Source organism: Actinoallomurus acaciae (genome assembly GCF_042429965.1).
Taxonomy (GTDB): Bacteria; Actinomycetota; Actinomycetes; order Streptosporangiales; family Streptosporangiaceae; genus Actinoallomurus; species Actinoallomurus acaciae.
This window is the reverse complement of the sequence record NZ_JBHLZP010000048.1, coordinates 1-17,970: the sequence shown is the minus strand read 5'-3', so window position 1 is coordinate 17,970 and position 17,970 is coordinate 1. Positions and strand designations below refer to the sequence as shown.

The window sequence follows — 17,970 nt, the reverse complement described above, 5'->3', positions numbered from 1 at the left end:
CGCCAGAGTGCGGTGGGGCCGTCCGCTCTTTCGCCGCCCCGCCCGCTCAGGGCGCATTCCTTCCGGCGTCCAATCGCGGGCCGAGCCGTTGCGAACCGCCGGGGGCCCGTGCGCCTCGGCCGCGGGCTCAGTCCTCGATCCGGATGCGGACCCGGCGGAAGCCCCGGCCCTTGTTCTCGACCTTGGCGACGCGCAGCCGGCCGATCTGGCGGGTGGAGGCGACGTGGGTGCCGCCGTCGGCCTGGGTGTCGAGGCCCACGATGTCGACGATGCGGACCTCCTCCACCTCCTGCGGGACCAGGTTCGTCGCGGTGCGGATGATGTCGGGGATCTGGAACGCCTCCGCACGCGGCAGGGTTCGTACGTCGATGCGCCGGTCGGCGGCGATCTCGGCGTTGCAGGCGCCCTCGACCGCCTCCTTGAAGCCGGGCGGCACCTCGGGCAGGTTGAAGTCCATGCGCGCGACGCCGGGCTCCATGTTGCCGCCCGTGACGAGGCAGCCGTAGTCGCGGAACACGACACCGCACAGAACATGCAGACCCGAATGCGTCCGCATGAGGTTGGTGCGGCGTTCGTCCTCGATCGCGCCGCGCACCTGAGTTCCCGCAGGTGGCAACGGGTCGCCCTCGGCGGGAATCAGATAGAGATCGTCGCCCTTGCGCACGCCGGCGATGCGCGTCTGAACTCCCTGCCACAGGAGAACTCCAAGATCGGCCGGTTGCCCGCCTCCGCCTGGATAAAATGCGGAGCGGTCGAGGACGATTCCGTCATGACCGGACGAGAGCACTGTCGCATCCCATTCGCGGAGTGTCTGGTCGGTCAGCTCAAGTCGGTGCGTCGTCGGCATAACAGGACCATAGGACGCCCGCTTGCCGGGCGCGGGTACAGGGGGCGGGATGAGACGACGCGTGATCAACAGCGTCGCCGCCGTCGCCGCTCTCCTCGCGACGGCGGGGTGCGGTGGTGCGGCGGGCAAGGCACGGGCTGACAGCGCCCCGAAAAAACCGGCGCCGCAGCGCGCGCCGGTCGTGATGTTCCTCGGGGACAGCTACACCACCGGACGCCTCGGGCAGGTGCCCGAGCTCACCTACGCCGCCGACACCGCGCGCACGCTCGGCTGGCAGGTGATCCTCGGCGGCTACCGGGGCACCGGGTTCGTGGCCGAGGGCAGCGTGCACAAGAACTTCGCCGACCTGTTCACCGAGCAGCTCGCCTGGCGCCCAACGCCCGACCTGGTCATCGTCTCGGGCGGCCACAACGACCGCCGCCACCCGCCGGCGACCGTGGCCGGCGCGGCCCGGCAGCTGCTGACCACGATCCGGCAGACCTGGCCCGACACGCGCATGCTGCTCATGGGCCCGATGTGGGGCAGCGGCGACCCGACGCACGCGGTGGAGCGCATCCGCGACGCGCTGGCCGGTGTCGCGAGCGAGCAGAACGTGCCGTTCGTCGACCCGCTGCGCGAGCACTGGATCACCGGCGACCGCGTACAGGGCACCGGCAACGCGCCGCTGTACATCCTGAGCGACGGCGTCCATCCGAGCACGGCCGGCGCACGCTACATCGCCGGTCGCTTCGTGGCCGACCTCCGTACGCTGAAACTCGCCAAGCCGTAGCTCAGAGCCCAGGCGGAGAAGACGGGTGCTGGTGACTGCTCACCAGGGCCCGTACGGCCCGGAGGAGGAGGACCCGCCCCGGCCGTACTGCCGGACCGCGGGACGCACGTCGGCGAGGTAGACCGCCGCGGCGATGAAGCCGATGATCGGCACTATCTGGATGATCGACACCAGCTGCACCGCGCCGGCCAGGCCGAACAGCAGCGCGACCCCGAGGATGATCAGCCAGAGCTGCTTGGTGAGCTTTCCCGCCGCCGAGTAGGCGGCGGCCGGACGTCGTACGGCGTCGATGAACGCCCACACCTCGACGACGAACGCGGCGATCGCCACGGCCCAGAACAGGTAGGCCACGACACCCTGGGCTCCTCCGAGCACGGCTGACTCCCTGCGGTGGACGGCGCCGGAACGCCGCGACATTGCTTGACAGGCCCCAGCGTATGCGTTTTCCCCGGCGTCACACCCCGTCGCGGATGAGGAAAACGCGCGACGGCCCGGGCGGGTGACTCCGTCCGGGCCGTCGGTGACGCTTCACGACGTGCTCAGTTGCCGACCTTCTTGGAGGCGTCGCCGGCGGCCTTGGCGGCCGTACGCGCCGTCTGGCGCGCCGAGCCGGCGGCCGAACGGGCCCTGCGGACCGTGGCCTTGGCCGACGCCTCAAGCTCCTGGGTGGCCTTCTGGCGGTCGACCCGGCTGACGATGCGCTTGCCGCGCTCGGCCAGCCCGTCGTACACGTCGGCCGCGCGAGCGCTCACCTGGTTCACGTACGCGACGGCGGCGCCGCCCAGGTCCTTCGGGTCGGTCTTCTCCTGGAGCCGGTTGATGCGGTCCGGCACCTCGCGCAGCTTCTCGACCGCGAAGTCGCCGGCGCCTGCGGCGGCGTAGAAGGCCTTGCTGTCACGCAGCCTCTCGGTGATGGTCATGTCCTCGTTCCTTCCGTCGGTGGGGTCGTGCTGGTGGCGGCTTCGGCATCCGGTGCCTCCGCGTTCCCCGATTCGCTGCGGAACGACTCGTAGATGTCGAGCAGGACCTGCTTCTGCCTCTCCGACAGGCCCACGTCCGCACGGATGGCGGCCTGGACGTCCGTGTCCGACTCGCGGTCATCGAGGATCCCCGCCTGGACGTACAAGGCCTCGGCGGAGATGCGCAGACCCTTCGCGATCTGCTGCAGGATCTCCGCGCTCGGCTTTCGCAGCCCCCGCTCGATCTGGCTCAGGTAAGGGTTGGACACACCCGTGGCATCGGCCAGCTGACGCAGCGAGACCTTGGCCCGCTGGCGCTGCTCCCGGATGTACTCCCCGATGGAGCCGACTTTGGAAGTCGCCATGCCTCTACTGTGCGTCGCCCTGCTTGCTATTGCAAGCGCCCCAGCAAGCAGCTCGGGGTGAAACGAGTCACATCGCGTTCCGTCCATCGGCGGGGAGCGGAAATCCGACGTCACCCCTCGGCGGCCACCGTCCCGTCGTGAATCCGCCGGTCCCCTGCCGACGACGCCGGTTGGCTGGGGGGCTCGCGCTGCCCGACACAGGACGGAATCGATGTCCGCACTCACCACGTCGGCGGGAGTCCCCGCCACGCCGAACCGACCGGGACCGATCAGCTGGCTCGCGGTGCTGGCCGTGACGATGGGCATCTTCTCGATCGTCACCACCGAGATCCTGCCGATCGGGCTGCTGACCTCCATCGGCTCCAGCTTCACCGTCTCCGACGGAACGGCCGGCCTGATGATGACCATGCCCGGCTGTCTGGCAGCGGTCTGCGCGCCCACGATCACCGTCGCGACCGCACGAATCGACCGGCGGTCGATGCTGTGCGCCTTCGTGTTCCTGCTGGCGTCGGCGAACTTCATCGCGGCCGCCGCCCCGGCGTACTGGGCGGTGCTCGTCTCGCGCGTTCTCGTCGGGATCGTCATCGGCGGCTTCTGGTCGATCGGCGCGGGACTGGCCGGCCGCCTCGTTCCGGCGCGGTCCACGCGGCGGGCGACGGCGGTCATCTTCTCGGCCGTTCCGCTGGGGTCGGTTCTCGGCGTGCCGCTGGGAACCCTGATCGGCGATCTGGAGGGGTGGCGGGTCAGTTTCGTGGCGTTGGGCCTGCTGTCCGTGGCCGTGCTCATCGCACTCGCCGTGCTGCTGCCCCCGTTGCCCGCCCGGCAGGTCACCCGCCTCCGCCTGCTGGGCGGCATGATCCGCAGCGTCGACACCCGATTCGCGCTGTCGGTGACCGTTCTCGTCGTGCTCGCGCACTTCGGCACCTACACCTATGTGACGCCCTTCCTGGAAGGAGTCACCCATGCCTCCCCGGGACTGATCACGGTCTTCCTGCTGGCCTACGGCGGCGCGGGCATCGTCGGCAACTTCCTGGCGGGTACGGCCGTCGCTCGCCACCCGCACGCCGCCTTCTGCGTCGCGGGGAGCCTGATCACCCTGGCCACGCTGACGCTTCCGTTTCTCGGCCGATGGGACCTGGGCGCCGCCGCGCTCCTGATCGTCTGGGGTGCCGGTTACGGCGCCGTTCCGGTGTGTTCTCAGACCTGGTTCGTCAAGGCGGCCCCGCACGCGCCGGAGGCCGCCTCAGTGCTGTTCACGGCGTCGTTTCAGGCGACGCTGTCGACCGGCGCCCTGGTCGGCGGCCTCATCGTGGACCGCATGTCCCTGAATGCGGTCATGACGCTCGGCGGGGCCACCGCCGCAGGCATGGTCGTCACCGCGGCGGCGGCCCGGTTCACACACGCGCGCAGGCGGCCACCGGCGTGCGGCCCCGGCGGCGATCGGCCCCGGGAGGTCACCTCACGTTCGCGCGCCTGACGGCGCGGTCTGCCACGCCGGAGCGCCGCCTCCAGCCGGTTCCCTAACGCCCTACGGCGTCATGCGCCGGCCCGCCGGACGCTCAGGGTCTGGATCCTCGGGGGGTTCTGGGGGCTGAGCCGGATCTCGCAGCGCAGCGCTCCGCGTGCGCCCCTGACCTCCCACACCGCGTGTGCCGGAGAGTCGGTGTCGAGCAGCGCGTCCGACGGCTCCAGCAGCGGGCCGACGTCCTGGACCAGCTTCTCGATCCGGCTCCGGCGGCGCACCAGGTCGAGGTCCATCGCCACGTTCTCGGCCAGCCAGGCGCCGGCCAGCGCGCCGTCCCACTCCCGCAGCAGCCGCTCGACGACGGCCTTCGCCTCCGACGTCTCGGGCCACAATTCCGCCGGGCCCTGCCGGCCGCCGGCGTCCGCGAGGACCGCCCGCAGCGCCTCCTCCACCTTCGGGCGGGCCGAGACGTAGCGGGCGTTCGTCAGCGCGATGACGCCGAGACCGGTGCCGGGGTGCCAGCGCATGTGCGAGCCGAAGCCCGGGTACCCGCCGCTGTGCGAGACGACGGTCCCCCACTCCGGCTCGTGGTGGATCACCAGGCCGTAGCCGTAGCCGACCGGAGCGTTCCCGCCGCCGGGCGCCGGTGGACGGGCGCGCTGGACCTGCTGCATCGCGCGGCGCGACGCGCGGCTCAGCGGGCCGGGGTCCTCGCCGTCGCGGGCCGGGAACGCGTCGGCGAGCCAGCGCACCCACACGGCCAGGTCCTCGACCGTGCTGAACAGCCCGCCCATGGCCGAGAACACGCCCGGCTCGGTGAACGGCAGCGCCTCCCATCGCCCGTCGAGCCGTACGTGGCCGGTCGCGACGCCGCCCGGGGCCTTCACTGATGTGTCGTAGCCGGTCGAGGTCAGCCCCAGCGGTTGGATCAGGTGGTCCCGCACGAACCCGTGGAAGCACTCCCCCGAGGCGGCCTCGACCACGCGGCCCAGGAGGGCGTACCCGAGGTTGGAGTACTCGTAGCCGGTGCCCGGGGTGCCGATGAAACGGACACCGCTCGTCAGGAGCCGCGCGAACTCCTCCCGGCTCATCGACTCCTGCCGGTCCGCCCACGGGTCGTCGGTGGGCAGCCCGCCCGACATCGACAGCAGCATCTCGACGGTGACCTGCGGGGAGTCCGACGTCGGCAGCCGTACGGCGGCGAACTCCGGCACGTGGCGGATCACCGGATCGGCCAGGTTCAGCGCGCCGCGCTCGGCCAGCAGCATGACCGCGGCGGCGGTGAAGCTCTTGGACATCGACGCGATGCGGAACGCCGTCGACGGGTCCGGACGTGGTCCTCCCTCGCTGATCACACCGCGGCCGGCCGCGTGCACGAGGCCCGTACGGTCCACCACGCCGTAGCCGATCCCCAGGGCGGCGCCCTCGTCCACCACCGAGCCGAGCAGCGCGTCGACGTCTTCGGTCATCCGTTCCCCTTCACGAAACGTCGGCGGCCGAGACCGTCCAGGTGTTGCACGCCGACAGCACGCCCTGACGATAGCCGCGCACCACCCAGCCGGCGTAGTGCCGCCCGGAACCATGGTCGTGCAGGTCAGGCCGTGACTCGTCGTCGCCGCGCGCACGGTTGTCGTCGATCATCGCCTCGTACTGCGCGTGGGTCATCGGCAGTGTGCGGCGCTCGGCGGACAGGAAGGCGCCCGCGAAGCACTGCGCCTGCAACTCGATCCGCCGGCTCGTCTCGGCGCGGGCGTCGGTGCCGCCCGAGGCCATGAGCTGGTGGCCGTACTCCAGGATCCCCGCGTCCTCCTGCACGTGGTGACCGTACTCGTGCGCGATGACGCGGGCGTACACCGCGTAGTGCGACACCGGCTCGCCGCCCGCGGTGTCCACGACGTTGCTCAGGCCGACGTACATCGTGTCGTTGGCCGGGCAGTAGAACGCCGACGCGCCGGGCGCGGGGTACGAGCCGCACGGGCTGCTGCCCGGCAGGCTCCAGAAGACGCGCTGCGGCGCGGTGAAGCCCTGGACGCCGGCCTTGGCGAACTGCCGCTCCCACGCCTGGTCCAGGCAGTCCGACAGGGTGTCGAGGAACCGCCGCATCGACGCCTCGTCGTGCTCGGTGATCTTGGGCAGCCGACACTTGATCTTGGAGAGGGCCCCGCTGCCGTACAGGGGGCCGGAGAGGGCTGCGGCCTTGCTGCCCGACCGCAGACGTGTCGCGTCGTCTCCGGCGCCCGCCTTCGAACCGGGGCCGGCCAGCGCGTACCCGAGGACCGCCACGACGAACAGCGCCGCGACACCGCCGAGAGTGGCGAGGACCACGCCTGTCGTCGTACGCCGCGGTCGGCGGACAGGCCGGTGGTAACCGTAGTCCGGTGCCTGCGCGGACGGCTGGCCGGACGCCGGGCCACTCTGCGAAGGCGATCGGCGAGGATCTGCCACTCGCTCTCGTCCTTCCTCGCGGCCGTCCCCGTCGTGCCCAGGTCCCGTACGAGCAGGGCGTGACCGCGACCAGAATCATCGCATAGCAGGGAAAAAATGCATCACGGCCTACCCGCGCAGGTCATCCCTGTATGGACTCCGGAGTTCCCCGGTACGCTGTGCGCCCATGCTGGTACGGACCCGGCTTCTCACCATCGCCGCCGCCATCGGCGGGCTCCTCACCTGTGCGGCTCCCGCACACGCGGGCCCGTCGGGCCAGGTCATCTCCGACAACGTCACCCTGACCACGACGGACGACGGGGTCCTGCACGCCAAGGAGACCGTGACGTTCGAGGGCACGGGGGTGAAGCGCTCCCTCGTCCGCCTCAAGCACGTCGACGACCGCCGGGACCGGCGGTTCGACATCGGTGACGTCCACGGCGGCACGGTGACCGTCGACGGCGACCGCACGATCCTCACGCCGTCGGGCGGCGGGGGTTCCGGCCGGCGCACCGTCACGCTGACCTACGCCGTGCACGGCACGATGACGCCGATGCGGGAGCGCCAGCAGCTCGACTGGATCGCCGCGGGCGGCTGGAACGTCCCGGTCGCGCAGACCCAGGTGACCGTCGAGGGCGGCGCCGCGGTGCAGGACCTCAACTGCTTCGCCGGCGACCTGGACAGCACGGTCGGCTGCACGCAGTTCTTCACCAACCACTCGCACGTTCAGGCGGAGTTCCGGCAGGAGAACCTGCAGCCCGGCGAGTACCTGACCATCGTGATCGGCTACCCGCCCGGCACGACGTCCGGCACTCCGGCGTACGACCAGCGGCACACGCTGGCGACGGCGTTCACGGTCAACGCCGTCACGGGTGCGACCCTGGTCGGCCTGCTCGTGCTGCTGCTCGGCGGCGTCGCCCTGCTGTACTCCACCCGCGGCCGGGACGCGCGCATCGTCAACAAGAAGGCGGCCGAGGGCGACCACGCGCCGCTCGACCACGGGGAGTTCTCGCCGCCGGACGGCGTGCGGCCCGGTCAGATCGGCACGCTCATCGACGAGCAGGCCGACGTCATCGACGTCACCGCCACGATCATCGATCTCGCGGTACGACGCTACCTGCTGATCGAGGAACTGCCCCGTGAGACGTACGGACGGCTCGACTGGCAGCTGCGGCGGCTGGACCGGCCGGCCGACGCGCTGATGCCGTACGAGCGGGTGCTCTACGACGCCCTGTTCGCCGGCCGCGACGTGATCCGGCTGTCGGAGCTGGGCGGCACGTTCGCGGACCAGCTCGCGGCGGTGCGCGGGGCCCTGTACGAGGACGTCGTACGGCAGGGGTGGTTCACGCGGCGGCCGGACTCCGAGCGCACCCGCTGGACCACCGCCGGCACCCTCCTCGCGGGTCTCGGCGTCATCGGCACGATCGCCCTGGCGCTGTACACGAACCTGGCACTCATCGGCCTGGCGCTGGTCATCGCGGGAGCGGCGCTGGCCATCGGCGGACAGTACATGCCCGCCAAGACCACGCGCGGGGCGACCGTACTGGCGCACACGCTGGGCTTTCGCGCGTACCTGTACCGCGGCGAGACGACCGACGCGCCGTCAGGCGACCGGGTCGCGATGTTCTCCCGCTACCTGCCGTACGCGGTGGTGTTCGACTCCGTGGCCCGCTGGGCCGGGACCGTCGCCGACGTCGGCGGCGAGGGCGAGCGGGCCGACAACCTCTACTGGTACGAGGGCCCGGCCGAGTGGGACCTGTCCAACTTCGCGGAGTCGATGCGGAGCTTCACGCTGGCGACGTCCGGTGCCATCTCGGCGTCACGGCAGTTCAGAACTCTGTCCTGACAGGTGAGTCAAAGGCCGGAAATGCCCGGCTTTGTGATGACCTTACCCGCGCATTGTGCGACGCGGATGGTGCACCGGGATACTGGAACTGTAGAGGATCACGAGAGAGCCGATAGCCGAAGTTTCTCGTGCCAATTCCCGGCAACCAAGGGAGACGATGTGCGAAAAAAGCTTAGCGCCGCCGCCGGCCTCGTCACCATAGCGACAGCCGGCGCCCTGATCGCGAGCACGCCCGCGTACGCCATGGAAGACATCGCCCCGATCACGCCCACCGCGACCGCCGGCATGGCCCCGGCCAGCGTTCAGCAGACGACGTCCACCAGCGCGCGAACAGTCGCCTCGGACCACCACCGGCGTCGTTACCGCCACCGCCGCCACCACCGGCGTCATCGTCGCCACTTCCGGCACCACCGGCACCACCGCCACTTCCACCGGTACTGACGCGGGGCGGTCACGGATTCGGCGAAGCCAGGGACAAGGGCCGGCGGAAATTCCATGGGTGTGAAAGGCGAACAACCATCGGCCCTGCCGCACCACTCGGGCGGTTGATCCCCTCCGACCGGGCGCCGGTTCATCACGGCGCCCGGATCACCTTGACAAGATGCCGGTGACTAAAAACCGACCGCGCGGATTTCGCCGACCACCGCGTCACCGCCGTGAACCGGCAGGGTGGACAGTTCGCCGAGCGCGCCGTCCACGCCCAGCGCCCGCAGCGTCGCCACCGTGACCGGCGTGCGGGCCCGCATCGCGCCGTCGTCGATCTTGATGGCGCCCGCGCGGCCGTCCGCGAGGGCGAACGCGTCGATGCCCTCCGCGCCGCACTTGACCAGCAGGCCCGGCACCGCGTCCATGAGGCGGCGCTCCTCACGATCGGTGCCCGACGTCCACTCCGGGTACGCCCGCATCGCGTCCGCGACCCGCCGTTCCGGCGTGGCGGACTCGGCGCGGACCAGGGCGTGGAACGCGCGGGCCAGCCCGGTCAGCCCGACCGCGAACAGCGGCGCCCCGCAGCCGTCGACGCCCGTGGCGACGATCTCTTCGCCGGTCAGCTCCGCCACCGTCTCACCCACCGCGACCTGCAACGGATGCTCCGGCGACAGGTACGACTCGGTGGGCCAGCCGTTGATCACGCAGGTCGCGAGCATCGCCGCGTGCTTGCCCGAGCAGTTCATCCTCAGCCGCGACCTCTCCCGTACGACGGCGAGCTCGATGTCGAGCGGCCACTGGGCCGGGCACCGCAGCGCGTCGGCGGTGAGGCCCGCCCCGGCGAGGATCTTCTGTGCCCCCTCGACGTGGAAGTCCTCACCCGAGTGACTGGCCGCCGCGAGCGCGAGCAGTTCGTTCTCCAGGCCGAGGCCGTGCCGCACCATCGCGACCGCCTGCAGCGGCTTGTTCGCCGACCGGGGGAAGACGGGTTCGTCCGGATCGCCGAGACTCAGCGCCGGGGCGCCGTCGGCGTCCAGAGCGATCACGGAGCCGCGATGCCGCGACTCCACGAAGCCGGAGCGTTCCACCTCGACGAGGACCGGATTCATCTGTTCTCGGCGCGGGGACCCCGGCGTTCGTGCCGGAGAGGAAGCGCCTCCTCCTTCCAGGATGGTGAAGCCACGGAAGAATGCCGGGTGGCCGTGTGCACCGTCACGGTCACGACAGGTTGATGCATGCGCCCTGCACCGGCCGTGACGAGCCGAACCGGCGGGCGGGTTCCACGCGGACCACGTCGCAGCCCTCGACATCGCCCACCGCGGCGTCGAGGGCCGGAGCGCAGTCGACCGTCCACACGCCGCCGCCTCCCTTCAGCCAGACGGGCCCGGAGAGCAGGCCACCGGCTTCGACCTTTCGTTGGCCTTCCCCCTTGACGGCCCCCGCCAGGGCCGTCGCGGCCTCAATGGCTGGGGCGTTCGCCGTGGCAGGACGATATTCGGGCGAGTCTCAGCCTATCCGCCCCGTCGGATCGGGATCACGGCGCGGGCGTCACCCGGTCTGGCGCCAGCGTGCCTGGTCCTCGCCCTCCTTGCGAACGCAGGTCATCGGCGTTCCCGCGCTCGTGACCCCCGTCGCGCCCTCCGGTGAGCAGAACGCCCCCGCCGTGACGACCCGAGGAGGCTCGGACGACGTCGGCCGGGTCGTGCTGGGGTGCGTCCGTGGCCGCTGGGGCGTCGACGTCGTGGCCGGTGTGTGCCGTGTCCCCGGATGCGACGGCACGTCCGGCGGCGACGTTCCGTCATGACCGTCGGCCGGACTCCACGGTGCCGTCTCACCCGGCACGGAGTGCCGGTGCGAGGCTCCGGACGAGGGTGTCGACGCGGGGAGGTCGTGCGCGGTCGCGGTCCCGTGCGTGACCATGCCCTGCAACGCGACGCCGCCCGCGACGACTCCGGCCACCAGCACGACCCCGGCGACGGCCAGCGGCCATTTCCGTCGCGATCGCTCGCCGTGCCGGAGCCCCGAGGGCGGCGGTGACGAATGATGGGGCCCGCGGGGGCCGGTGGGATATCGCTCCGGGTGCGCGGGGGCATACCGCTGCTCCGGCAGCGTGGACGGACGCGTCGAGGTGGGCCGGGGCGGCGGGTCCCCCTGCGGCGGCATGGCCCGCGTCTCTACGTCCTCCGCCGTGAGGGTCGTGCCGCCTCCCAGGGCCGCCACCGCCTCGACCAGCGCCGCGGCGCTCGGCCGCCGCGCCGGGTCCCGGTTCAGCGCCGGACGCAGGAGGGGCAGCAGCCATGGCGGAACCCCTTCCAGGTCCGCCCTGCCCTCCACGACGTTGAGGATGATGGACTGGAGATTGCCGGTCCCGTAGGGCGGGCGGCCGGTGGCGGCGAACGCGACGGTGACGGCCCAGGCGTGCACGTCCGTGGCGGGCGACGGCGGCCGGTCGTCGAAGACCTCCGGCGCCATGTACGCGGGGGTGCCGGTGACCATGCCGGTCTGGGTGAGCCGCGCGGAGTCGGCGGACTGCGCGATTCCGAAGTCGATGACGACCGGTTCGCCCCCGACCATCATCGTGTTGCTCGGTTTGAGGTCGCGGTGGACGACCCCGGCCTGGTGGATCGCCACGAGAGCCCTGGCCAGGCCCAGCGCGAGCCGTCGCAGCGCGTCCCCGCGCAACGGTCCGCCCTCGGCGACCACCTCGTCGAGCTGCCGGCCCTCGATGAAGCGCGTCACCACGAAGGGGCGGACGGCGGTCACGTCACCGTCGATGACCTCGGCCACGTGCGGGCTGCGCACCCGCCTCATCGTGTCGATCTCTCGTGCGAGCCGCTGCCGCGCCCTCGGGTCGGCCGCCAGCGCCGGCCTGAGCACCTTGATCGCGACATCCCGGCCGGCCGGGTCGACCGCGCGATAGACCACTCCCATACCGCCGGACCCGAGCCGGGTCAGCCGACGGTATGGTCCCAGCTTCTCCGGCGGAGCCTCTTCGTTGTTGACCATGGTCCGGATGACCCTACACAGAGTGGTCACCGACTCGCCCGGAGTGTTCGTTATGCGATCAATTTCAAGTTTCTTGCCGTTTGACGCAAATGACGTGCAACGTAACCAAACGTCACGATCCCTTGATGCCGAGGAACGACCGCGCCTCCACCGGCGACATCGGTGTCCGCTGAGCGATCTTCGTCAGAGTCACCGCACGGTCGACGAGCTGGGCGTTGGACGTCACCGGCTGCCCCTTGGCGTACGTCAGCGTGTCCTCCATGCCGACCCGCAGATGACCTCCGGCCGACAGGGCCGCGTACATCACCGGAAGGCTCGTACGGCCGATGCCCGTCGCCGACCACGTGGCACCCTCGGGCAGCGCCGCGACCGCGGCCACCAGCGACCGGGTGTCCCCCGGCATGCCGCCCGGCACGCCCATGACAAGGTCACAGTGGACGTGGCCGCCGTACGGCGCGCCGTAGGTGTCGAGCAGGCGATGCAGCGCGGCGACGTGACCGAGGTCGAACAGCTCGAACTCCGGCACGACCTCCCTGGCCTGCGTGAGCTGGTACAGCTCGGCCATGAACGGCCAGGGGTTCATGAACACGTCGTCGCCGAAGTTGACCGTGCCGCAGGTGAGCGAGCAGGCGTCCGGCAGGGCGTCGAGGACCTTCAGCCGGTGCTCGTACGGGTCGGTGACCGCTCCGCCGGTGGACAGCTGCACGATCAGGCCGGTGCTCTCTCGCAGGGCGGCCACCGTGTCGCGCAGCCGCGCCGGGTCGAGCGTCGGCCGGGCGTCGGCGTCGCGGATGTGGACGTGGATGACGGCCGCGCCGGACTCCTCGCACTCCTTCGCCGTCTGGACCAGCTCCTCGAGCGTCACCGGAAGCGCCGTCGCGGCGAGCTTGTCGGCCTCGGCGCCGGTGGGCGCAACGGTTATCAGTGTGCTGACCATGAACAACATGATTTCAAGCAGACGACCGGCTTGGCGAGAAAATCTTCGTAATTATCGCGGTGGGCGCGAATGAGGCAGAATGCGGTTCGTGCGAGCGGTGGTGCAGAGGGTGAGTCGGGCGAGCGTCTCCGTCGGCGGTGAGGTCGTGGGGGCGATCGACGAACCGGGCCTCATGGTCCTCGTCGGCGTGACCCACGACGACACGCCCGCGCACGCGGCCAGGCTCGCCGCCAAGCTCTGGGGTCTGCGCGTCTTCGACGGGCCGCAGGCCGAGGCGTCCTGCTCCGACCTCGGCGCGCCGCTCCTCGTGATCAGTCAGTTCACGCTGTACGGCGACACGCGCAAGGGCCGCCGGCCGTCCTGGATCGCCGCCGCGCCCGGGCCGGTCGCCGAACCGCTCGTCGACGAGGTCGTCGCGGCCCTGCGGCGCCTGGGCGCACGCGTCGAGACCGGCCGGTTCGGCGCCGACATGAAGGTCACGCTGACCAACGACGGCCCGATCACCCTCATCCTGGAGGTCTGAGCGGCCTCCCGCCGGTCAGAGGCTCACGATGCCGACCACGGCGGTGATGACGGTCACCAGGCTCGCGACCCCCGCGATCGTCAGGATGATCCGGTCGTTCTGCGCCAGCCGCGCGCGTACGTCGGGCGAGTAGACCACCACCCCGGTGTCCCGGTTCGGGTCCTGAGAGACGGCGCGGGCGAACGGGTTGGGCAGGCCGCTGGCACGCCATATCGCTTCGTTCTTCACCCGCTGGTGCGCGGACGAGCAGGCGAACAGCCGCCCGCGCACCGGCTCGTGGCAGGCGAACCCCTGCCGCGTCATCACCCGGCACACCGTCGGGTTCAGCGCGAACTCGTACACGCACCACATCAGCAGAGCCAGGAGCGCGAGCCGCCACGCGCTCATCAGCACGGACGCGATCAGTAGGGCGGCGATCGCCACCCACCAGATGTAGACGGGCTCCCGCCACCGACGCCGCCGTCGCCCCATGTTCCCTTTCCTCGCCGAGGTCGCCTGCGCACCATCCGGTGCACCATCCGACGAAGAGAACCTTCCCATGAGCGCCGCCCGTTATGATCTTGTTCTGCTGTGGTTTATCGGCATTATCGGCGACGAAGGTCAATCTTGGCGGTGGATCCGGTATCCGGCGAGACGATGACCTCCTGTGATGCGGCCACGCCCCCGGCGAGCAGCGTCTCCTCGACCGGAATGTTCCGTTTCACCATGCCGAGCGCGATCGGCCCGAACTCGTAGTGCCGGGCGGCGGAGCCGACGAACCCGACCGTACGCCCGCCGAACTCGATCGGGTCGCCGTGCGCGGGCAGGTGGTCGACGCTCCCGTCGAGGTGGAGGAAGACCAGGCGGCGCGGCGGACGACCGAGGTTCTGCACCCGTGCGACCGTCTCCTGGCCCCGGTAGCAGCCCTTGTCGAGGTGCACGGCGACGTCGATCCAGCCGGCCTCGTGCGGGATGGTGCGGTGGTCGGTGTCCAGGCCGAACCGCGGTCGGTGCGCGGCGATCCGCAGCGCCTCATACGCCCACAGGCCGGCGAGACGCGCGTGCCAGTCACGTTCGAGCGTGTTGCGCGGCACGATCAGGCCGTCCGTCGTGACGAGCGCGTCCTCGGGCGGCGCGACGCCGGCGAGCGTGACCACGGCGTACGAGGCGGTCTCGTCGGTGACCTCGACGCGCATCAGGAACCGCATGCGGTCGAGGAACTCCGCGAGCCCCGCGGCCGTGCCGGGCTCGACGTGCGCCCAGACCGCCTCGCCGTCGTCGACCAGGGCCATGTGGTGCTCAACATGGCCGTGGGGGCTGAGCAGGAGCGCTTCGACGGGCGTGTGCGGGGCCAGCGCCTCGAGGTGCTGACTGGTGAGACTGTGCAGGAACCGCAGCCGGTCGGCGCCGGCCACGCGTACGACGCCACGGTTGCTGCGGTCGACCACGGCGGCACCCGTCGCGAGCGCCCGTTGCTCGGCGGAGGGTTCGCCGTAGTGCGCCGCGACCTGCGCGTCGGGTGAATCGGCCGGTACGGCCCCGGGGGTGCTCAGCAGCGGGCTTTCCATACCCGAAAGACTACGTCTTGCGGCAGTCGCGGCAGCGCCCGTAGACGGTGAGGTGCTGCACGTCGGTCTCGAAGCCGAAGTCGTCCTCCAGCCGCTCGACCAGACCGTCCGCCACGGAGGGGTCCACGTCGTAGACCGCCTCGCATCCGCGGCACACCAGGTGAACGTGCTCGGCCTCGGCGGCGAGATGGTACGTCGGCGGCTTGTGCCCCAGATGGGTGTGCTTGACCAGGTCGAGCTGCTCAAGCAGTTCGAGCGTGCGGTAGATCGTGGAGATGTTGACCCCGCGCGCGGTGCGCTGCACCTCGGCGCAGATCTCCTCCGGAGTCGCGTGACTCAGCGCCGTCACCGCCTCCAGCACAAGCTGGCGCTGGGGCGTCACGCGGTAGCCCCGCGCTCGCAGCTCCTTATGCCAGAGTTCCGTCACGGCTCGAGTCTATGCCGCCGCTCCGGACTGATACCGGCCGAAAACCCACTTGCTTCGGTGCGCACGCTGATCTAGCGTGCGGGATAAGCGGGAAAGGAGGTGGTCCGAAAGTATGCATAGTACGAGGACTCGTGAGGTGGCTGTCCGCTAGTCGCCGTCCCGCCTACGCCTCCTCATCGGAGGTAGGCAACCGGCCGAGGACGCGGCCGGCGAATTCCAGGCAGACACCCGACCCCCGTGGCCGGTCGACCCAGTCCTGTCGACCCCTGCTCCGGCAGGAGCAGCCCGGGGGTCGTTTCATGCCCGCCTTCTTTCAGCCCCTGTACGCCGACGCCCCAGGCCCGAGAACAGGGCCCGAGAACAGGGCCCGAGAACAGGGCCCGAGAACAGGGCCCGAGAACAGGGCCCGAGAACAGGGCCCGAGAACAGGGCCCGAGAACAGGGCCCGCCCTCCCTGGGGGGCCACCCCACTTCCATTGTCCAGCCAGCGCATCGGCTCAGGGAAGGCTTCGCGTGGCCTGTGGATGACTCGAGGTCGGCCTCCCCATGCGGCCGGTCTCCGTTGCGCGGCTTACGCGACGCGTTTGAGCTGCGCGGACAGGTGGGACTGCAGGCTCTGGCCCTCCGCCGCCATGTCGTAGGCGTACCCGAGGTCCTCGCCGATGAGGCCGTACAGGCGGTGGCCTGCCGTGTACTCCTTGGCGGTCTCGGTGCGGGCGACCACGTCGGTGCGCAGTTCGACCCGCGTGCCGATCACCTCGCCGATGTAGATCTCGGCGATGCCGGTCGGGTGCGCCAGCACCAGCTCGATCCGTCCGCCCGAGTGGGCGCGCCAGTAACCGCTCTCCTGCGCCAGCGGTGCGCCGAGGTTGCCCTCGTCGTCAAGGCGCCACGTGCGGCTGGTGTAAGTGAGGTAGGGCTTGCCGATATGACGGAACGAGATCTCCTGCCCGAAGCGGAAGCTCTCGATATTGGGGTAACCACCGACCCCCGCGCCCTCCCAGTCTCCGAGGAGGAACTTCAGCGGCTCGAGGTCGGGGTGCAGCTCAGGCTCCATGTACGGCCAGCGTAGTCGGGTTTGCGCGCGATAGCCTGATCAAATCCGCGATCAGGACTTCACCGGTGAACTGAACCGATCCGGTCGGCGTCACGTCTGATCTTCCTAAGGTCGAGGAGGACAACGGTTGTACGCGCTCATGACTTTGCTGTCCGCCGGGCTCGAGGCGAGTGCCGGCGTGGTGTCGAAGAAGGTCGGCACGGCACGTCGGCGACGGGTGATCCACAAGGCCGAGCCGATCACCGGTGACACCACGGGCCTGCGTGAGATCGATGGGCGCGTCACGGCGGGGCCGGGCGGCCCGACCAGTGCGCCGCTGTCCGGCCGCGCCTGTGCCTGGTACGCGGTCACGGTGTACGAGCGCTACCGCGCGTGGCGGCCCGGCCCGCTCGGCCCGACCGACGTCATCCGTGACGTCCGGGTCGCCCAGCGGTTCAGCGGCCCTCTGCACGTGACCGGCGCCACCGCGGCCGTACGCGTCGATCCGCGCGGTGCCGCTCTGGAGCTCGGCGACCCGGTGTTCTCCGAGTTCGAGGACAATCCGAGCGGCGCGCTCGCCGCCCGCCTCACCGCGATGCTCGGCGACCGGCTGCGCCCCCGGCACCGCGACCGCACCGTCGGTTTCCTCGTCGAGGAGCACGTCGTCGCCGTCGACGATCCGGTGTACGTCGTCGGCCAGGCGCGTACGGAGCTCGGTGACCTGGTGATCGGCAAGCCTTCGATGCAGCCGTTCATCATCACGCGCACCTCGGCGATGCGGGTCGCCACCGGACAGGACTAGTCTGCCGGATATGACACGATCACTCGTGATCAAGGTGACGGCGGGCGCAGAGGCGCCCGAACGATGCAACCAGGCCTTTACGGTCGCGGCGGCCGCCGTGGCGAGCGGGGTGAGGGTGTCTCTCTGGCTGACCGGAGAGTCGTCGTGGTTCGCCCTGCCCGGCCGGGCCAAGGAGTTCGAGCTCCCGCACGCGACCCCGTTGGAGGACCTGCTCGGCATCCTGCTCTCCTCCGCCCAGGTCACGGTCTGCACCCAGTGCGCCGCGCGACGCGACATCACCGACGACGAGGTGCTGCCGGGCGTCCGCATCGCGGGCGCCCCGACGTTCGTCGAAGAGATCACCACCGAGGGCGTGCAGGCGCTCGTCTACTGACGCGGAGCGCACCCGGCCGGGGCCGCGTGCCACAGTCCGGCGTGCCCGCGCCGGGCCGCCTCTTCGGCGTCGCGCAGGACGGCCGCGCGCCCGGTGTCCGGTGGCACGGCGAGGGCCCGTGCGAACCCGATCCGTACGAGTGCGGCGTTGACGAAGACGCCTCGGCCCGTCCATAGGTAGAGCAGCCGTCGCCCGTACCGGTCGCGCGGCCGGACGTC

The 17,970-nt window shown here is 70.9% G+C and carries 22 protein-coding genes; 7 read left to right on the top strand and 15 right to left on the bottom strand.

The window, feature by feature from the left end; genetic code table 11:
* Positions 1 to 127: 127 nt before the first annotated feature.
* A complete protein-coding gene (locus ACFFNX_RS09455) occupies positions 128 to 847 on the bottom strand; it encodes an alanyl-tRNA editing protein (protein ID WP_378198146.1) in 720 nt (239 codons plus the stop codon).
* Positions 848 to 896: 49 nt separating this feature from the next.
* Between ACFFNX_RS09455 and ACFFNX_RS09450 the strand changes: the two genes are divergently transcribed.
* Positions 897 to 1,616, top strand: coding sequence for an SGNH/GDSL hydrolase family protein (locus tag ACFFNX_RS09450; protein WP_378198144.1), 720 nt, complete (start codon positions 897 to 899; stop codon positions 1,614 to 1,616).
* A gap of 39 nt (positions 1,617 to 1,655) precedes the next feature.
* On the opposite strand, the gene ACFFNX_RS09445 is transcribed toward ACFFNX_RS09450, so the two are convergent.
* From ACFFNX_RS09445 to ACFFNX_RS09435, 3 genes are all read right to left on the bottom strand, one after another.
* The gene (locus ACFFNX_RS09445; RefSeq protein WP_378198142.1) at positions 1,656 to 1,991 is read right to left on the bottom strand and encodes a DUF2516 family protein; all 336 of its coding nucleotides are present in this window, start codon (positions 1,989 to 1,991) and stop codon (positions 1,656 to 1,658) included.
* A gap of 164 nt (positions 1,992 to 2,155) precedes the next feature.
* Complete coding sequence (locus tag ACFFNX_RS09440) at positions 2,156 to 2,536, bottom strand: hypothetical protein (protein ID WP_378198140.1); 381 nt, start codon at positions 2,534 to 2,536, stop codon at positions 2,156 to 2,158.
* Positions 2,533 to 2,940 carry a helix-turn-helix domain-containing protein gene (locus ACFFNX_RS09435; protein WP_378198138.1) on the bottom strand — a complete coding sequence of 136 codons (408 nt, stop codon included), beginning with the start codon at positions 2,938 to 2,940 and terminating at the stop codon, positions 2,533 to 2,535. The genes ACFFNX_RS09440 and ACFFNX_RS09435 overlap by 4 nt, the downstream gene beginning before the upstream one ends.
* A 211-nt stretch (positions 2,941 to 3,151) precedes the next feature.
* Here ACFFNX_RS09435 and ACFFNX_RS09430 point away from each other — a divergent pair, with 211 nt between their 5' ends.
* On the top strand, positions 3,152 to 4,417 hold the full coding sequence (locus ACFFNX_RS09430; protein WP_378198136.1) for an MFS transporter: 1,266 nt from the start codon (positions 3,152 to 3,154) through the stop codon (positions 4,415 to 4,417).
* A gap of 59 nt (positions 4,418 to 4,476) precedes the next feature.
* On the opposite strand, the gene ACFFNX_RS09425 is transcribed toward ACFFNX_RS09430, so the two are convergent.
* Both ACFFNX_RS09425 and ACFFNX_RS09420 read right to left on the bottom strand, forming a co-directional pair.
* Positions 4,477 to 5,874, bottom strand: coding sequence for a serine hydrolase domain-containing protein (locus ACFFNX_RS09425; protein ID WP_378198134.1), 1,398 nt, complete (start codon positions 5,872 to 5,874; stop codon positions 4,477 to 4,479).
* 10 nt (positions 5,875 to 5,884) lie between these two features.
* Positions 5,885 to 6,730, bottom strand: a complete 846-nt coding sequence (locus ACFFNX_RS09420; protein ID WP_378198132.1) for a neutral zinc metallopeptidase — start codon at positions 6,728 to 6,730, stop codon at positions 5,885 to 5,887.
* 286 nt (positions 6,731 to 7,016) lie between these two features.
* On the opposite strand from ACFFNX_RS09420, the gene ACFFNX_RS09415 reads away from it, so the two are divergent.
* Both ACFFNX_RS09415 and ACFFNX_RS09410 read left to right on the top strand, forming a co-directional pair.
* A complete protein-coding gene (locus tag ACFFNX_RS09415) occupies positions 7,017 to 8,675 on the top strand; it encodes a DUF2207 domain-containing protein (protein WP_378198130.1) in 1,659 nt (552 codons plus the stop codon).
* Positions 8,676 to 8,834: 159 nt separating this feature from the next.
* Complete coding sequence (locus ACFFNX_RS09410) at positions 8,835 to 9,116, top strand: hypothetical protein (RefSeq protein WP_378198127.1); 282 nt, start codon at positions 8,835 to 8,837, stop codon at positions 9,114 to 9,116.
* Between the two features lie 170 nt (positions 9,117 to 9,286).
* Here the strand turns inward: ACFFNX_RS09410 and ACFFNX_RS09405 are convergent, their stop codons facing one another.
* The 4 genes from ACFFNX_RS09405 to ACFFNX_RS09390 form a co-directional block, all read right to left on the bottom strand.
* A complete protein-coding gene (locus ACFFNX_RS09405) occupies positions 9,287 to 10,210 on the bottom strand; it encodes an asparaginase (RefSeq protein ID WP_378198125.1) in 924 nt (307 codons plus the stop codon).
* Between the two features lie 109 nt (positions 10,211 to 10,319).
* The gene (locus ACFFNX_RS09400; RefSeq protein ID WP_378198123.1) at positions 10,320 to 10,457 is read right to left on the bottom strand and encodes a hypothetical protein; all 138 of its coding nucleotides are present in this window, start codon (positions 10,455 to 10,457) and stop codon (positions 10,320 to 10,322) included.
* 192 nt (positions 10,458 to 10,649) lie between these two features.
* The gene (locus tag ACFFNX_RS09395; RefSeq protein WP_378198121.1) at positions 10,650 to 12,107 is read right to left on the bottom strand and encodes a protein kinase domain-containing protein; all 1,458 of its coding nucleotides are present in this window, start codon (positions 12,105 to 12,107) and stop codon (positions 10,650 to 10,652) included.
* A 112-nt stretch (positions 12,108 to 12,219) separates the two neighbouring features.
* Positions 12,220 to 13,044, bottom strand: a complete 825-nt coding sequence (locus ACFFNX_RS09390; RefSeq protein ID WP_378198119.1) for a beta-keto acid cleavage family enzyme — start codon at positions 13,042 to 13,044, stop codon at positions 12,220 to 12,222.
* Positions 13,045 to 13,132: 88 nt separating this feature from the next.
* Here ACFFNX_RS09390 and dtd point away from each other — a divergent pair, with 88 nt between their 5' ends.
* Complete coding sequence (gene dtd / locus ACFFNX_RS09385; RefSeq protein WP_378198167.1) at positions 13,133 to 13,567, top strand: D-aminoacyl-tRNA deacylase; 435 nt, start codon at positions 13,133 to 13,135, stop codon at positions 13,565 to 13,567.
* A 15-nt stretch (positions 13,568 to 13,582) separates the two neighbouring features.
* Here the strand turns inward: dtd and ACFFNX_RS09380 are convergent, their stop codons facing one another.
* The 4 genes from ACFFNX_RS09380 to ACFFNX_RS09365 form a co-directional block, all read right to left on the bottom strand.
* Positions 13,583 to 14,038, bottom strand: coding sequence for a hypothetical protein (locus ACFFNX_RS09380; RefSeq protein WP_378198117.1), 456 nt, complete (start codon positions 14,036 to 14,038; stop codon positions 13,583 to 13,585).
* Positions 14,039 to 14,151: 113 nt separating this feature from the next.
* Positions 14,152 to 15,114, bottom strand: a complete 963-nt coding sequence (gene ygfZ / locus ACFFNX_RS09375) for a CAF17-like 4Fe-4S cluster assembly/insertion protein YgfZ (RefSeq protein ID WP_378198115.1) — start codon at positions 15,112 to 15,114, stop codon at positions 14,152 to 14,154.
* 10 nt (positions 15,115 to 15,124) lie between these two features.
* Positions 15,125 to 15,541: a Fur family transcriptional regulator gene (locus ACFFNX_RS09370; RefSeq protein ID WP_329243969.1), complete on the bottom strand. Its 417-nt coding sequence runs from the start codon at positions 15,539 to 15,541 to the stop codon at positions 15,125 to 15,127.
* A 571-nt stretch (positions 15,542 to 16,112) separates the two neighbouring features.
* Complete coding sequence (locus ACFFNX_RS09365; protein ID WP_378198113.1) at positions 16,113 to 16,598, bottom strand: heme-binding beta-barrel domain-containing protein; 486 nt, start codon at positions 16,596 to 16,598, stop codon at positions 16,113 to 16,115.
* Positions 16,599 to 16,725: 127 nt separating this feature from the next.
* Between ACFFNX_RS09365 and ACFFNX_RS09360 the strand changes: the two genes are divergently transcribed.
* Together ACFFNX_RS09360 and ACFFNX_RS09355 are read left to right on the top strand one after the other, a co-directional pair.
* Entirely contained in the window at positions 16,726 to 17,379 is a 654-nt protein-coding gene (locus ACFFNX_RS09360; RefSeq protein WP_378198111.1) for a GIDE domain-containing protein, read from the top strand.
* A 10-nt stretch (positions 17,380 to 17,389) separates the two neighbouring features.
* Positions 17,390 to 17,752: a DsrE family protein gene (locus ACFFNX_RS09355; RefSeq protein WP_378198109.1), complete on the top strand. Its 363-nt coding sequence runs from the start codon at positions 17,390 to 17,392 to the stop codon at positions 17,750 to 17,752.
* Here ACFFNX_RS09355 and ACFFNX_RS09350 read toward each other — a convergent pair.
* The coding region (locus ACFFNX_RS09350) for a thermonuclease family protein (RefSeq protein WP_378198108.1) at positions 17,746 to 17,970 on the bottom strand (225 nt) is incomplete at its 5' end. The two genes, ACFFNX_RS09355 and ACFFNX_RS09350, sit on opposite strands and share 7 nt — an antisense overlap.

Excerpts from the sequence above, each read along its gene's own strand:
- ACFFNX_RS09455 (WP_378198146.1), bottom strand. The coding sequence starts at position 847 with ATGCCGACGACGCACCGACTTGAGCTGACCGACCAGACACTCCGCGAA.
- ACFFNX_RS09450 (WP_378198144.1), top strand. The coding sequence starts at position 897 with ATGAGACGACGCGTGATCAACAGCGTCGCCGCCGTCGCCGCTCTCCTC.
- ACFFNX_RS09440 (WP_378198140.1), bottom strand. The coding sequence starts at position 2,536 with ATGACCATCACCGAGAGGCTGCGTGACAGCAAGGCCTTCTACGCCGCC.
- ACFFNX_RS09435 (WP_378198138.1), bottom strand. The coding sequence starts at position 2,940 with ATGGCGACTTCCAAAGTCGGCTCCATCGGGGAGTACATCCGGGAGCAG.
- ACFFNX_RS09430 (WP_378198136.1), top strand. The coding sequence starts at position 3,152 with ATGTCCGCACTCACCACGTCGGCGGGAGTCCCCGCCACGCCGAACCGA.
- ACFFNX_RS09425 (WP_378198134.1), bottom strand. The coding sequence starts at position 5,874 with ATGACCGAAGACGTCGACGCGCTGCTCGGCTCGGTGGTGGACGAGGGC.
- ACFFNX_RS09415 (WP_378198130.1), top strand. The coding sequence starts at position 7,017 with ATGCTGGTACGGACCCGGCTTCTCACCATCGCCGCCGCCATCGGCGGG.
- ACFFNX_RS09405 (WP_378198125.1), bottom strand. The coding sequence starts at position 10,210 with ATGAATCCGGTCCTCGTCGAGGTGGAACGCTCCGGCTTCGTGGAGTCG.
- ACFFNX_RS09395 (WP_378198121.1), bottom strand. The coding sequence starts at position 12,107 with ATGGTCAACAACGAAGAGGCTCCGCCGGAGAAGCTGGGACCATACCGT.
- ACFFNX_RS09390 (WP_378198119.1), bottom strand. The coding sequence starts at position 13,044 with ATGGTCAGCACACTGATAACCGTTGCGCCCACCGGCGCCGAGGCCGAC.
- ACFFNX_RS09380 (WP_378198117.1), bottom strand. The coding sequence starts at position 14,038 with ATGGGGCGACGGCGGCGTCGGTGGCGGGAGCCCGTCTACATCTGGTGG.
- ygfZ (WP_378198115.1), bottom strand. The coding sequence starts at position 15,114 with ATGGAAAGCCCGCTGCTGAGCACCCCCGGGGCCGTACCGGCCGATTCA.
- ACFFNX_RS09365 (WP_378198113.1), bottom strand. The coding sequence starts at position 16,598 with ATGGAGCCTGAGCTGCACCCCGACCTCGAGCCGCTGAAGTTCCTCCTC.
- ACFFNX_RS09355 (WP_378198109.1), top strand. The coding sequence starts at position 17,390 with ATGACACGATCACTCGTGATCAAGGTGACGGCGGGCGCAGAGGCGCCC.